Source organism: Bilophila sp. T19-St14, assembly GCF_059728385.1.
In genome coordinates, this window is the sequence record NZ_BAAGFT010000002.1 from 332,216 (window position 1) to 345,461 (window position 13,246).

Annotated in this window: 10 protein-coding genes; 3 read left to right on the forward strand and 7 right to left on the reverse strand. The window is 60.8% G+C overall.

The window, feature by feature from the left end; genetic code table 11:
* Window positions 1-46: 46 nt before the first annotated feature.
* The 4 genes from gsiB to AC6I1V_RS15905 all read right to left on the reverse strand — a co-directional run bounded on the left by gsiB (window position 47) and on the right by AC6I1V_RS15905 (window position 5,052).
* Window positions 47-1,591: a glutathione ABC transporter substrate-binding protein GsiB gene (gene gsiB, locus AC6I1V_RS15890; RefSeq protein WP_486854819.1), complete on the reverse strand. Its 1,545-nt coding sequence runs from the start codon at window positions 1,589-1,591 to the stop codon at window positions 47-49.
* A 9-nt stretch (window positions 1,592-1,600) separates the two neighbouring features.
* Window positions 1,601-1,729: a hypothetical protein gene (locus AC6I1V_RS15895; RefSeq protein ID WP_497737222.1), complete on the reverse strand. Its 129-nt coding sequence runs from the start codon at window positions 1,727-1,729 to the stop codon at window positions 1,601-1,603.
* Window positions 1,730-1,797: 68 nt separating this feature from the next.
* Window positions 1,798-3,690, reverse strand: coding sequence for a dipeptide ABC transporter ATP-binding protein (locus AC6I1V_RS15900; protein WP_302554268.1), 1,893 nt, complete (start codon window positions 3,688-3,690; stop codon window positions 1,798-1,800).
* A gap of 372 nt (window positions 3,691-4,062) precedes the next feature.
* Window positions 4,063-5,052, reverse strand: a complete 990-nt coding sequence (locus AC6I1V_RS15905) for an isoaspartyl peptidase/L-asparaginase family protein (RefSeq protein ID WP_486854611.1) — start codon at window positions 5,050-5,052, stop codon at window positions 4,063-4,065.
* Between AC6I1V_RS15905 and AC6I1V_RS15910 the strand changes: the two genes are divergently transcribed.
* Window positions 5,051-5,377 carry a hypothetical protein gene (locus tag AC6I1V_RS15910; RefSeq protein WP_302554266.1) on the forward strand — a complete coding sequence of 109 codons (327 nt, stop codon included), beginning with the start codon at window positions 5,051-5,053 and terminating at the stop codon, window positions 5,375-5,377. The genes AC6I1V_RS15905 and AC6I1V_RS15910 overlap by 2 nt on opposite strands.
* A gap of 727 nt (window positions 5,378-6,104) precedes the next feature.
* Here the strand turns inward: AC6I1V_RS15910 and AC6I1V_RS15915 are convergent.
* Window positions 6,105-10,052, reverse strand: coding sequence for an MFS transporter (locus AC6I1V_RS15915; protein WP_486854612.1), 3,948 nt, complete (start codon window positions 10,050-10,052; stop codon window positions 6,105-6,107).
* 22 nt (window positions 10,053-10,074) lie between these two features.
* The gene (locus AC6I1V_RS15920) at window positions 10,075-10,407 is read right to left on the reverse strand and encodes an ArsR/SmtB family transcription factor (RefSeq protein ID WP_308770954.1); all 333 of its coding nucleotides are present in this window, start codon (window positions 10,405-10,407) and stop codon (window positions 10,075-10,077) included.
* 477 nt (window positions 10,408-10,884) lie between these two features.
* Between AC6I1V_RS15920 and AC6I1V_RS15925 the strand changes: the two genes are divergently transcribed.
* Window positions 10,885-11,820, forward strand: coding sequence for a patatin-like phospholipase family protein (locus AC6I1V_RS15925; RefSeq protein ID WP_486854613.1), 936 nt, complete (start codon window positions 10,885-10,887; stop codon window positions 11,818-11,820).
* 252 nt (window positions 11,821-12,072) lie between these two features.
* On the opposite strand, the gene AC6I1V_RS15930 is transcribed toward AC6I1V_RS15925, so the two are convergent.
* Complete coding sequence (locus AC6I1V_RS15930) at window positions 12,073-12,363, reverse strand: hypothetical protein (RefSeq protein ID WP_486854614.1); 291 nt, start codon at window positions 12,361-12,363, stop codon at window positions 12,073-12,075.
* A 323-nt stretch (window positions 12,364-12,686) separates the two neighbouring features.
* On the opposite strand from AC6I1V_RS15930, the gene AC6I1V_RS15935 reads away from it, so the two are divergent.
* Entirely contained in the window at window positions 12,687-13,244 is a 558-nt protein-coding gene (locus AC6I1V_RS15935; RefSeq protein ID WP_302553823.1) for a metal-dependent hydrolase, read from the forward strand.
* Window positions 13,245-13,246 lie beyond the last annotated feature (2 nt).

Sequence of the window (13,246 nt, forward strand, 5' to 3'; positions counted from 1 at the left end):
GGGCGGAATGACGGGCCGGGCATGACGCCCGGCCCTGACACTGGAATTATTGCAGATCGATTTCTTCAAAGAAGTAGTTGGCGTCAGGCATGACGTACATGCCGGTCAACTTCTTGCTGGTCGCGTAGAGCAGCTTTTCGGTCACGAGGAAGGCCCACGGGGTATCCTTCCAGATCTCTTCCTGCACTTCGGTGTACAGCTTGGTCTTTTCGGCGCGGTCGGTGGTGCCGAGCGCCTTCATGATGTTCGCGTCCACCGTGGGGTTCTTATAGTAGGAAATGTTGTACATGGACGGCGGAGTCTTATCGCCGGCGAACAACGGACGCAGGCCCCAGTCGGCTTCGCCGGTGGAGGAAGACCAGCCGGTATAGTACAGGCGGACGGGCGCGGTGGCGGCATCCTGATGGCTTTCCACCTTTTCCACGCGCTGGCCGGCTTCCAGAGCCTGAACCTGGGCCTTGATGCCCACCTGGGCGAGCTGCTGCTGGATGAACTGGATCACCTTCTGGCCGGTGGTGTGGTTATAGGCAGACCACAGCGTGGTCGTAAAACCGTTGGGATACCCGGCTTCAGCAAGCAGTTTCTTAGCCTTCTTGGGGTTGTACGGCCAAGGGCCGAGCTTGATGGCATAGTCGACGCCCTGCGGCAGCGGGCCTTCCGAAGGGAAGGCGTAACCGCTGAAAGCCACCTTGGCGAGGGCTTCCTTGTTGATGGCGTAGTTGATGGCCTGACGCACACGGATGTCGTCGAACGGCTTCTGGAGCATATTCATGTTCAGGTAGCGCGTCACGATGGAAGGCGCGGCGATGAGCTTGAGGTTCTCATCCTTTTCCAGGACGGCGGCCTGTTCATACGGCACGGGGAAGGTGAAATGGGCTTCGCCGGTACGCATCATCGCGGAGCGGGCATTGTTGTCCACAACGGGCACCCAAGTGATGGTATCGATCTTGGGCAAGCCGGGACGCCAGTAGTTCTCGTTCTTCACACCCTTGAGATAGTCGGTCTGCTTCCATTCCACAAACTTGTACGGGCCGGTGCCCACGGGGTGGAACATGATGTCCTTGCCGTACTTCTTGAGCGCAGTGGGGGAAATCATGACCGCGGAGGGATGCGCGAGCTGGTTGATGAAGGGCGAGAAGGGCGTCTTCAAAGTGACCTTGGCGGTGAGGTCGTCGACCACTTCGGTCTTGGCGATGTTGGAATACAGGCTGTACCGCTTCAGCTTGTTTTCCGGGTTGGTAACGCGGTCGAAGTTGACTTTGACGGCTTCGGCGTTGAAGTCGGTGCCGTCGTGGAACTTCACGCCCTTGCGCAGATGGAAGGTATATACGAGCCCGTCAGGGGACACGTCGTAGCTTTCGGCGAGCACGGGGCGCAGCTCAAGCTTCTCGTTGAAGCCGAACAGCCCTTCATAGAATGTTTTCGCACAGGCGTGGGACAGCGTATCATTGGCGTCCCACGGATCGGTGGTGGTCAGGGTCGAAGCGACGGCAAGCACCACGTCTTTGGAAGCATGGGCCTGCGGAGCGCACAACGCAGCAACCATCGTTGCGGCAATAAGCACTTTTTTCCATGTGTTGCAGAAAAACATACATACTCCTCACATACGCCTGACGGCGGGGTTGATAACGGCGTCCCGCGCCATTGCGGGACGTCGGACAATCCTGAATGTCTGGACGAGCGCCCTTTCGCCCAAAGGGGGCAGCCGCCTGACGGCTAAGCTCGCCATAAAAGCGGAATTCCACCGAAAAATTCTTCCCCGGCGAACCCCTCTTGAAGCGCGGAGCTCAGGTGCCCCTAAAACCAGTTCGCCACCTGATCTTCGGATACGAAATGTCCGGGGCTTACTTCCTTCAGGGGGGGCACCACGGGCTCATAATCCGCTGGGCGGACAGGGCTTGGGATTTCACCCGTCAGCAAGGTGTGCGACATGGTGCGCCGCGAGGGATCCGGGATGGGCACGGCGGACATGAGCCGTTTGGTATAGGGATGCAGCGGGTTTTCAAAGACGTCACGCCGGGAGCCCAGCTCCACGATCCGCCCAAGGTACATGACGGCCACCCGGTGGCAGACGCGTTCTATGACGGCCATATCATGGGAAATAAAGAGGAAGGCGATGCGGAATTCTTTTTGAAGGGCCAAAAGGAGGTTGATGATCTGGGCGCGTACGGACACGTCGAGGGCGGAAACGGATTCGTCGGCAATGATGATTTCCGGGTTCATCGCCAAGGCGCGGGCGATGCAGACGCGCTGGCGCTGCCCGCCGGAGAACTCATGCGGATAACGGACGGCCATTGCGGGGTCCAGATCGACGCGCTCCAGCAGTTCCCCAACCCGGCGTTCCGCTTCCTGCCGTGAACAGACCTTATGGATCAGCAGGGGTTCCATAATGGAAAAGCCGACCGTAAGGCGAGGGTCCAGAGCCGCATAGGGATCTTGGAACACATACTGGATATTCCGCCGCAGTTTTTGCAGCCGAGGCCCGGATACCTGCGTAAGCTCTTGCCCGTTAAAGACGATGCTGCCCGAACGCGGGGTTTCAAGCCCGATCAGCGAACGGCCTATGGTGGATTTGCCGCAGCCGGACTCACCCACCAAGCCGAGGGTTTCGCCCGGATACAGATTGAAGCTGACCTGTTCCACGGCGTGGACGCGGCGTTTGACCTTCCCCCAGAAACCGGTTTCCACATCAAAACGGGTGATCAGCTTGTCCACGCTGAGTACGGGGCCATCCGACACGGACGGCGCGGGGGCGGCAGGTTCGGGCGCACTGGCGGGCGTTTCGTCCATGTCGGCGGTGCCCAACTGTTCAGCTTCGGGATCAGTGATGCGCAGCAAGGGGAAGGGGGCGGGCTCGTCAGTCCCCCGCATGGAACCGAGGCGCGGGACAGCCGCCAGCAGGGATTGCGTATAGGGATGGCGCGGGTTGTGGAAAATCTGTTCGCAGGTGCCCTCTTCCACCGCCTCCCCGTGGTACATGACGAGCACCCGGTCAGCGACCTCCGCCACCACGCCCATATCATGGGTGATGAAGATGACCGCCATGCCCATCTCTTCCTGAAGCTGCCGGATGAGCTGGAGGATCTGCGCCTGAATGGTCACGTCGAGGGCTGTGGTCGGTTCGTCGGCGATGAGCAGGGAAGGCTTACAGGACAGGGCCATAGCGATCATGACGCGCTGGCGCATCCCCCCGGAAAGCTGGTGCGGGTACCGCTTGAGGATCTGCTTGGCTTCGGGGATGCGGACAAGCTCAAGCATCCTGAGCGCTTCGGCCTCTGCTTCCGCGTGGCTGAGCCCTTGATGGAGCATGACCGCCTCCGCCACCTGCGCCCCCACGGAAAACACGGGGTTTAAGGAGGTCATGGGCTCCTGAAAAATCATTGAGATTTCGCCGCCCCGGATAGTGCGCATGACGCTGTCGGCGGCTTTGGCAAGATCGAGCTTCCCACCGTTCCTGCGGGTGAAAGAGATCCTCCCCGAAGCAATGGTTCCCCCGCCATGCTCAATGAGGCGCATGATGGACAATGACGTAACGGATTTCCCGGAGCCTGATTCACCCACGATGGCCAAGACTTCCCCGGCCCGCACATGAAATTCCAGATCCTTTACGGCAACAACGCTTCGCTCGGACGTATCGAAGCGGACGGTCAATCCCTGAACTTCCAGGACGTTTCTGTCACTCGGCCCCATTCCCTTCTCCAACTTCCAACCTAACGGTACTCCGCCCTCCCCCGGAACGCTTCCCAGAGGCGGTGCGGACAAGCCAAACTTTTGCGGAACAAATTCGAGGCTGGGGATCTCACAGGGCCTTGCAGAACCGGCAAAACCACATTGTGAAATCCCGCAGCCTTCGTTTTCGTTCGAGAATACCTATTAGAAGCCTAAACGCCCCTGTCCTGTCAATAGAAAAAAAGCATTCCCCCCTCTGCAAAACGGGTGGAACGCCTTTTTCCCTTTTATCGTGAAAAACAGAACAAAACCGCAACACGCCTTCATCTTTCCGAATAGGCGATGCCGACAGGCGGAAATGACATTATGGAAAAGGTCCGCTGTTTTCCCTGTTCAGCAGCCTTCTTCCTTTCCATAAATGGCTACGAGCGGCGCATCCGTCCCCCGGACGCATCCCCGGTACATCCCTTCGGAAATGAAAGGCAGCGCCGCATGCCCCGCGTTGTCCACGGCGATGAGCCCGCCCGTGCCTCCGAGTTCGCCCACCCGCGACAGGACGGCGTGGGCGGCATCCTCAAGGCTTTCCCCCAGATAACGCATGCGGGCGGCAACGTCGTGCCCCACCACCAGCCGGATGAAATATTCGCCGGAGCCGGTGCAGGAAACCGCCACGCCGTCATCGGCATAGCAGCCCGCGCCGACGATGGGCGTATCCCCTACCCGTCCGGGGAGCTTGTTGGTCATGCCGCCCGTGGAGGTCGCCGCAGCCAGATTGCCCCGGCTGTCCAGCGCCACGGCCCCCACAGTGCCCATTTTCGTCTTTTCGTCGAGCGGGTTTCCGGAGAAGGAGAGCTTGCTTGCCGCAGCCGCGCCGTCATGGTCGAGCACAGCCGCGCCGGGCTGCCTCTTCTGCGCCTCATGGAGCTGGGCCAAACGGTGCTCCGTGTCGAAGTACGCATCGGGCATGAATTCCACGCCGTGCCCGCGGAGGAACGCCATCGCGCCGTCGCTGGTCATCAGGACATGGGGGGACTGCTCCATGATCACACGGGCCGCCCGGATCGGGTTCTTGACGCCGTGCACGCACGAAAGCGCACCAGTCCGCAGCGTGCTGCCGTCCATGATGGCGGCGTCCAGCTCATGGGTTTCGGCACTGGTGTACACCGCACCGCGCCCGGCATTGAACAGCGGGCAGTCCTCAAGCATGGACACCGCCAGCGTCACCGCATCAAGGGCGGAGGCCCCGGCAGCCAGCGCGTCCCGCCCTTTCTCCAGAATGGATTGAAGGGCGCCGCGGTATTCGCGCTCCGCCTCGGCGGAAAGAGCTTCCCGGTTGATTGTGCCCGCGCCGCCATGAATAGCCAAAACAGGAACCTGTAGCATGAAACGTTTCCTCCAAAAAAGGGGAAGGAACCTCCCCGAAATATGGCGCATTCCTACCGCGCCTTCATCCTTTTGTATAGCCCGCGCTGACGGGCGGCAGGGGAAGGCGCTGCCGCTGATGCGCCTGAAAACCGGGGACTGCCGGGACAGGGGCAGCTTTGCGAAACGGAATTTCCCCAACGGAGTTTCCCCTACCCCGGCAGCCCGCCAACGCGAAACCTTTTCTGAGGCCGTGTCGTTGATTAGATATAATCTATTGAAACTAGTTAACCATTTTCAAGTTGCAAAAGATTATTTTTCAATAATTTCATATAATTATACGTAAAATGACGACACGGCCTAGGCCGTATCCTAGGAAATGGTTGATGCCTTATTTCTTGAAACTCCAAGGGGATACTCAACAAAATTTTTCCGGTTGTCCCTTTGGAACTTCAAGGAAAAAAGCATCAACCATTTTCTATAACACAGCTTCTATAACACAGCCTACCTTTTTTGTTGGCTGTGTTTAAGTTTGTGGTTGATACAAGATTCCAACTGGAAAGGAAGAGTTCTTTGGAAATTATTTGGAGGTCTCGCAACAATTCTTCAAAACTGGATTTCATGTAATGAACAAAAAATGAGAGAGGCCACATCACCAGACGTGGAACGAGCTTTTATCTATTGATTTTCATTGAAAAAATCATCAACCGTAAAATTGAACACAGCCTTTTTGTTTCTCAAAAGGGGGAAAACATACGCGCCGGACGCATCCGGGACTCCCGCCGCGCTGCACCCCACCAGTCAGGAAACTATACTCGCCGGACGCATTGATGAACGGAGATACTTTTTACTGCATGATGACAGGAAACCCCATACGCGCCGGACGCAGCGGCTGCCCCTTCACATGCAGGCCGCCAACCCCTCCCTCTCCTCAAAGACTTTTGTGGGCTGCCCCTTCGCAGGTTGCCCAGGAGAAAGGAACTCCGACCAGATAGGGCAAGGCACTCAAGGAACGCCGCCAAGGGCACTCCGTTGAAGGGGACTCCGGCGCATGGGGCAAGGGCTGCCCCCTCTCACGTACAGGCCGCCTTGAGCGCCTTGTAATCGGTCTTTCCGGTTCCCAGAACCGGGATGGACGCCAGCTTTTGCACACGGGCGACGGCGAACAGCCCGGAAAGGTGCGCCGCCCGCAAGGCCGCATTGGCCTCTTCCCGCGTAATGTCGAGCGTGGTGAACAGGACAATGGCTCCGTCCTCCCCGCTTTCGACCGCAAGCGCGGGGCCCTGCCCGCCGGGTTCTTCGGAACGCCCCCTGCCGAAGGCCGCCGCAAGCACGCCCTCGATCTGCGGGAGTGAAACCATCTCGCCGCCGATCTTGACGAAACGCTTTAAACGCCCCCGGAAGGACAGGCAGCCGTCGGCGGCCTCGCTTACCAGATCCCCGGTGCGGTACCACTCCGTGCCTTCAAAGGCCACAAAGGGCTGCCTGTCCGCATCCGCGCCCAGATACCCGCCGAAGACGTTGGGGCCGGACACCAGCAGCATGCCGGTTTCGCCGAGGGCCACGCGGCGCGGTTCCCCTTCCGCGGACACGACGGCAACCCTTACGGACGGCAGCGGCTGGCCGATGGTGCCGGGGAGGGCGCTTCCGGGGCGGTTCACGCTGATGACCGGGGAACATTCCGTCACCCCGTAGCCTTCGCACAGGACGCCGCCGGGGGCGGCCTCGGCAAAGGCCGCATACACGCTGTCGGGGCACTTTTCCGCACCAACGAACCCAAGGCGCAGGGAAACGAGATCGCCGGGGCGGGCCTTCCGCAACATGCCGTCAAGGAACGTGGGCGGGGCCACGGTGATCGTGGGCTTCCAGCGCCGGGCCAAGGCCGCAAGCCGCGCCCCTTCGGTGGGGTTCGCGTGGTAGACGGCGGGCAGGCCGAAAGCCAGCGGCAAGGCGATATTCCCGGTCAGCCCAAGGGAATGGAACGGCGGAAGCATGGACAGCATGCTGTCGTGCGACGTGATCTTGAGCACGGCTGCGATGTCCCGGCAGTTTGCGAGGATGTTCGCATGGGTGAGCGGCACGGCCTTCGGCAGGGCCTCGGAACCCGATGTAAACAGGATCGCCGCCGTTTCCGGCACGCGGCGCGGGATGACGGCCTCGCCAAGGCCGGGGACACCCAGCAGGCGGGACTTGAGGAATGCGCCGAGCTTCGCCGGGAACGGAAGGCGCTTCGCGTCTTCAAGCGCCGCCCAGACATCGGCGTATTCGCGGACGGGGAACCCTTGCCCCGCAAGCCTGTCCAGCAGGCGGGACGAAGTGAAGACGCGGCGCACGCCCGCCGCTTCAAGGCCGTGGGAGAAGTTGGCCGCTCCGACCGTCCAGTTGCACATCACGGGCGTCTTTCCGGCCATGAGCGCCCCAAGCCACGCGAGCACGGCTGCGGCGGAAGCGGGCAGCATGATGCCGACGCGCTCCGCGCGCCCCGCCTTTGCCTTGATGAAGGACGCCAGCGCAAAAGCCCGCATGACCATATCCCGCGCCGAGAGTGCGGCGGAGCCGTCGGCAAGCATGGGCCGCGAGGGTGAGCGCATGGCCTGCCGGAATGCCGTCTCCACCAGATTGCGTCCGTCCGGCACCGAAAGTGTGCGCGCCTCGCCCGTGGGGAACCACGCGGCGGGCGGTTCGGCGGCTTCACCTGCCGCGCCGAGCAGCCCTGCCGCCGCGAGGATGCAATCCCCAACCGTGCGCAGCGCTTCAAGCCGCTCGATGGGCTGGCCGGAAACCTCCTCCAGCCGTACGCTGACATTGATGAGCGACAAGCTGTCGATCCCCAGATCCGCGGCGAGCGTCGCCGTATCTTCAAGAACCTCCACCCCGCTCTCTTCCCGCAGGATGCCCTCTACCTTTTCCCGGATGGCCTTCGGCACGTCCGCCAAGGCAGCCCCGTCCGGGGTTTGGGCTGCGGGCGCGGGCAGTTCCTTCGGCGTGGAACCGAGCAAAAAATGGTACGGCACAGCGAGCGCGGGCTTCATGTCCGCATTATAAAAGGCTTCCAGCGCCTCGTTGAGCGTGCGCAGCCCCTCGGCCTGTCCGGGCAGTTCCGGTTCCGATACCACAATCCGCACCCTTCGGCGCGGCATAAAGAATATGCCGTTGAGCAGCAGTTTGAACATGCCCCTGCCCAAGCCCTTCAAAATCTCCGGGGCCGTGCCCCGCGCCCAACTGAACGAGCTTCCCCAGAGGCCCGTCGTCCTGACGAGCACCAGCCGCACGTCCGGCACCAGCCCGCGCAGGCTGTATACACCCCGATTGCCGCCGAGCCGTTCCCGGCCCGTGCGGGTAAGCCCCCCGGCGGGATAAAGAAGGACATTCCCGCCTGAGCGCAGGACTCCGGCAACACGTTCCAGCGCCTCACGTACCCCGCCCTCTGCCGTGCGCCCTTCCCTGCGCAGATCCGGTATGGAAATGGTTCCGATCAATCGGGCCAGGGTGCGGATCAGCGGCTGTCCGACTTGGCGTTCGTCCCCAAGCGGCCTCGGCGCAAAGTCCGCAAGGCTCGTGTAGACAAGCGCCGGATCGATAAGCGCCGGATGATTGGGCAGGAACAGGATCGGGCGTCCATCGTCGCGGGCGCGCACGGCTTCAAGCCCTTCCACCTCTATCGTATAGCGCAGCCGCAGCAGCACGCGGACAAACGCCGGCAGCGCCCGGAAACCGGGGCCATGCGCCGCCGGGCGCGGGGACGAAGCGGCCGGGGCTGGCCCCGAAAGCGGTTCTTCAGGGGTTTGATGCCGCCCGAACCCACGCATTACGGCCAGAAACACGCAGGCGACGCCCAAGCTGAGGATGCCGAGGGCGACATGCCCGTATGAGGGCCGCAACGCCGACAGGGGCAGATACAACTGGCCCGCAAGCAGGATGCCGGTGAAGGAAAGGCAATTGTCGAGCCCAAGGATGCGCCCCTTGTCCGTGGCGGCGGGGCGGACTTGGATAAAGCTGGTGATCGGGATGAGGTAGAGCCCCCCGCACGTCCCGGCAAGCGCGTACAGCCCGAACAGCAACGGAAGCCGGAACGCGGGATCGGCAGACGCGGCGAGCGGCACGAGGCACAGCAGGATGCCGATGCCCATGAGCGCCGGAACCAGCAGCGTGCGCCAGCTTTCGGGCGTGCCCCTCGCGGCGAGCAGCGAGCCCGCGCAGATGCCGACCATCAGGGCCACAGGCAGGAAACTGGTCGCGGTATAGGACAGGCCGAGTTCCGCCCCCCCAAGGTTATTGATCTCAAGCAGCAGCAAGGTCGAGAGGAAATAGAAAAAGGCTTCCGCCCAGATGACGAGGTGCAGCGGGCCATCCTTGCGGAGGGTGCGCAGGAAGCGGAAGGAATCGATGACCGCCGACCACGGGAAGGGGTTGCGGCTCCCGGCCCCCGGATGCGCGGGGATGAAGGCCGTACTGGCGAGCCCTCCGGCTGCGACGGCTACGGCCAATATCGCCACCAGCCAGCGCCCGAAGGGGTAAGCCGTTTCGATCCATGCCTGATCCAGCGCGATCCCGGCGAGGAACACCCCGAACAGGATGGACGCCGTGGTTCCGAGCTTGAACAGGGCGTTGATGCGGGGGACTTGTCCGACCGGGAACAGTTCGGGGATGGAACCGTTGAGCGCCGGGCTGAACAGCGTGGAGCTCAGGCCCATGCAGAAGGTCATGGCGAGCATCCAGTTCCAGTCGAGCGTCACCATGCCCCACGCCCCCGCCAGCATAGCCGCGAGTTCCAGCGCCTTCGCGCACACGACGAGGCTTTTCTTGGCGAAACGGTCGGCAAGCCAGCCGCTCCATGCGGAGAAGAGCACGAACGGCAGCGCAAACAGGAACGTCACCTGCGACTGGAACACCGCATTGCCCGTGGTCACCGCAAGGAGCAGCCCGGCCTGCTTGAAGAAGTTGTCGTTGAAAGTCCCAAGGGCGTAGCTGGCCCCAAGGGCAAGCGCCTGATGCTTCCGATTCCCGTTGCCGGTACTCATGGAACGCCTCCCAAAGGATGTGTCATTGTGCCGCTTCGGTGGCGGCAAGCAGTTCGTCGGCGTACGTCTTGACCTGCCCAAGCGCATGGACGGCGCAGGCAAGGTTGAGCGTGTACGAAAGGGCACGCCCGTGTTTGTGCGGAATCAACAACCCCGCCTGCTCCAAGACTTTCAGGTGGTGCACCACCGCCGAACGGCTCAGCGGCAGGATATCCACGAAGGTCTTCAGTTCGATGGCTTCGCCCGGCTCAAAGAGCAGCAGGATCGTTTGCCGCGTCCCATCCCCCAGCGCTGAAAAAACTTCAGCGATGGCGGCCCATTCCTGAGGCAGTCCGTTGAGGTAGTGTGTGTTCATGACTAAATAACTAGTTTTTTAGTTATAATAAGTCAAGCATTTTCTCCCCTCACATGCATCTTCCGCACAGGGAGGTTTGGGGAATCATCTTTTTTCTTTACATTATAGGCAGGTAACAGCTTTCTGCCCCAAAGGGGGAACATCCGATCCTGCTGGATGGGGCTTTGCCGCGTCCGGGAAACGATGTGTAACCCTATCGACAGGAACGGCGGCAGCCCGTATAAAAAAGGCTGTGTTATAGAAAATGGTTGATGCTTTTTTCCTTGAAGCTCCAAAGGGATAATCGGAAAAATGCCTTATCCGTGGCTCCCGCCAAGGGGAAAACCGGAAAAAAAGCTGTCTTTTTACCGCACTGTGGAGATGAAACAACCACAAACTATAACAGAGCCATAAAAAATCTGGAGCGCACCAAATACCTTCAAAACGCGTACCCCTGCCCCTCCGGGCAGGATCGAAGACGCAACAAGGCGGTCTGCCATGAAAATAGGTTTGGCACTGGGGAGCGGCTCCGCACGGGGCTGGTCGCACATAGGCGTCATTGAGGCGCTTGCGGAGCTGGACATCCACCCCGAAATCGTGTGCGGGACGTCCATCGGCTCCATTGTGGGCGCGGCGTACGCCACCGGGAACATTGGGCGGCTGAAACGGCGCGTATCCGGGCTGACCAAGCTCAATACGGCGTCATACTTCAATTTCAGCATGTCCAGCAATGGATTTGTGAATAAGGAAAAACTCCGTGCCTTCTTCGCGGACTGCGTGACCCCGCCGGGGATGCTCATCGAAGACTTGCCCGTACGCTATGCCGCCGTCGCCACGGAGGTGAACACCGGCAGGGAATACTGGCTGAAGAAAGGCCCGCTTGAAGAAGCGATCTGGTCGTCCATCTCCCTGCCCGGCTTGTTCCCGCCCGTCTTTTACCATGACCGCTGGCTGTTTGACGGCGGGCTGGTCAACCCCGTGCCCATTTCCGTCTGCCGCGCGCTTGGGGCGGACATCGTCCTCGCCGTCAACCTGAACGGCGAGCTCATCGGACGGCATTACGCCAAGAAAAAGCCAAGGGAAAACAAAGAGGGCGACGGGGATTTCGTGGAGCGTATCGCCATGACCATCAGGCAGTACGGCACTACGCTGTTCGGTGAAAACGAGCCCCCGGCACGCCAGCCGCCGAGCGTCTTCGGCACCATCGCCAGTGCCGTGGACATCGTGCAGGATCGGATCACCCGGAGCCGCATGGCTGGGGATCCCCCGGACATCTTCCTGACGCCAAGGCTCTCCCATGTCGGCCTGCTGGAGTTCTACAAGGCCGAAGAGGTCATCAGCGAAGGGAAAGCGTGCGTCGGCAGGGCGCTCCCGGCACTTGAAACCCTCCTGCACAGGGATTTCAGCCACGCGCACGAAGACACCTGTTCTTGAGCTGGAAGCTGGAGTAATGGATTTTCATTTCAGCCAGGCGCGTAAAGACACCTGCCCTTGAAAAGCCGGTCTACTCCATCCTGATGATTTCAGCCACGCTTGTGAAACTCCCTGCGCATCCAATACGGTGCGTTACACTCTTTGATTTCAGACAGGCGCACGAATCGGGCAAGCGCACAAAGACGGCTGCGGCGGCCCCGGCGTCAACGGCACCATCAACCCGCTTCAGCCGCATACGGGGCTGATTGCCCCTCAGCAGCGGTTTTGCAGCCCCATTTCAGCCGCGTACATGGGGATGGTTGCAAATGGCCTGCTGCCAGAAGCCGTACCCGCCGATTTCGCCATGCGCATGGGGATGCCCCCTCTTACGGGTACGAGGTACTTTACACCCCGAACTCCAGCCATGCGCATGAGGATGACCAAGATTTCGCCGCCCGCCACCGCGTCGATTTCAGGCCCGCAGAAGATGGATATGGATGTTGACCGCCTTGCCAAAGGCCGGATACATAAGGCCGGATAGATCAGGATTTCGGCCCCACGCATGAGGCTGGTTGCGAGTGCGGCGGGGTCACCGGCTGCGTGATTTCAGCAGCGCGTATGGAGGCATTCACGTTTTCAACAAAATGGAGGCATTCACGTTTTCAACAAAATGGAGGCATTCACGTTTTCAACAAAATGGAGGCATTCACGTTTTCAACAAAACGGATATTAACCGTATGAAATTACAATATTTTCTTAAAAAACATCAACAGAGCGAATGCCTCCGCGCACGGGGACGGTTGGCATGGCGTCCAATCGGGATGAGAGACATGGGGCGGGCCATACCCTCATGCGGTAATGCCTAGCCGCCATTTCAAGGGGTCCCTATGCCCACTGTTTTTTCCCACCCCGCCCCCATGCTTGCATTGGCGGCGATCATGGGCGGACGGGTTTCTTCCCGGATGCTCCTCTTCGGCGTCCTGTGCGCCGTTTTGCCGGATGCCGACGTCATCGGCTTCCGGTTCGGCATCAGCTATGCCGATGCGTTCGGGCATCGGGGCTTTTCCCACTCCCTCGCGTTCGCCCTGCTTATGGGCTGCGTCGGCTTCGGCACGGCCCCGCTGCTCCTGCGCGGTTCACGCCTCATGGGTTTTTTCATCGGCTTTCTGGCCGTTTCAAGCCATATCCTGCTGGACGCCATGACCAACGGCGGGCTGGGCGTAGCGGCGTTCTGGCCCTTTGATCAAACCCGGTACTTCTGCGGCTGGCGGCCTATCCGGGTTTCACCGTTCAGCCTCAAGGCGCTCCTGTCGGAACGGGGGCTTGCCGTCATGCTCTCGGAACTGCGCTGGATATGGGCCCCGTGTCTGGCGGTCATAGCCGCCGCCCTGTTCTTCAGGAAAAAAGGCATACGCGGCACACGCCGAAGGCCCCCTTCCCGCTGAAG

What these genes read in the sequence shown, in the direction of transcription:
- gsiB (WP_486854819.1), bottom strand. Translation starts at nt 1,591, where the DNA reads ATGTTTTTCTGCAACACATGGAAAAAAGTGCTTATTGCCGCAACGATG.
- AC6I1V_RS15895 (WP_497737222.1), bottom strand. Translation starts at nt 1,729, where the DNA reads ATGGCGAGCTTAGCCGTCAGGCGGCTGCCCCCTTTGGGCGAAAGGGCG.
- AC6I1V_RS15900 (WP_302554268.1), bottom strand. Translation starts at nt 3,690, where the DNA reads ATGGGGCCGAGTGACAGAAACGTCCTGGAAGTTCAGGGATTGACCGTC.
- AC6I1V_RS15910 (WP_302554266.1), top strand. Translation starts at nt 5,051, where the DNA reads ATGAAACGTTTCCTCCAAAAAAGGGGAAGGAACCTCCCCGAAATATGG.
- AC6I1V_RS15905 (WP_486854611.1), bottom strand. Translation starts at nt 5,052, where the DNA reads ATGCTACAGGTTCCTGTTTTGGCTATTCATGGCGGCGCGGGCACAATC.
- AC6I1V_RS15915 (WP_486854612.1), bottom strand. Translation starts at nt 10,052, where the DNA reads ATGAGTACCGGCAACGGGAATCGGAAGCATCAGGCGCTTGCCCTTGGG.
- AC6I1V_RS15920 (WP_308770954.1), bottom strand. Translation starts at nt 10,407, where the DNA reads ATGAACACACACTACCTCAACGGACTGCCTCAGGAATGGGCCGCCATC.
- AC6I1V_RS15925 (WP_486854613.1), top strand. Translation starts at nt 10,885, where the DNA reads ATGAAAATAGGTTTGGCACTGGGGAGCGGCTCCGCACGGGGCTGGTCG.
- AC6I1V_RS15930 (WP_486854614.1), bottom strand. Translation starts at nt 12,363, where the DNA reads ATGCGTGGGGCCGAAATCCTGATCTATCCGGCCTTATGTATCCGGCCT.
- AC6I1V_RS15935 (WP_302553823.1), top strand. Translation starts at nt 12,687, where the DNA reads ATGCCCACTGTTTTTTCCCACCCCGCCCCCATGCTTGCATTGGCGGCG.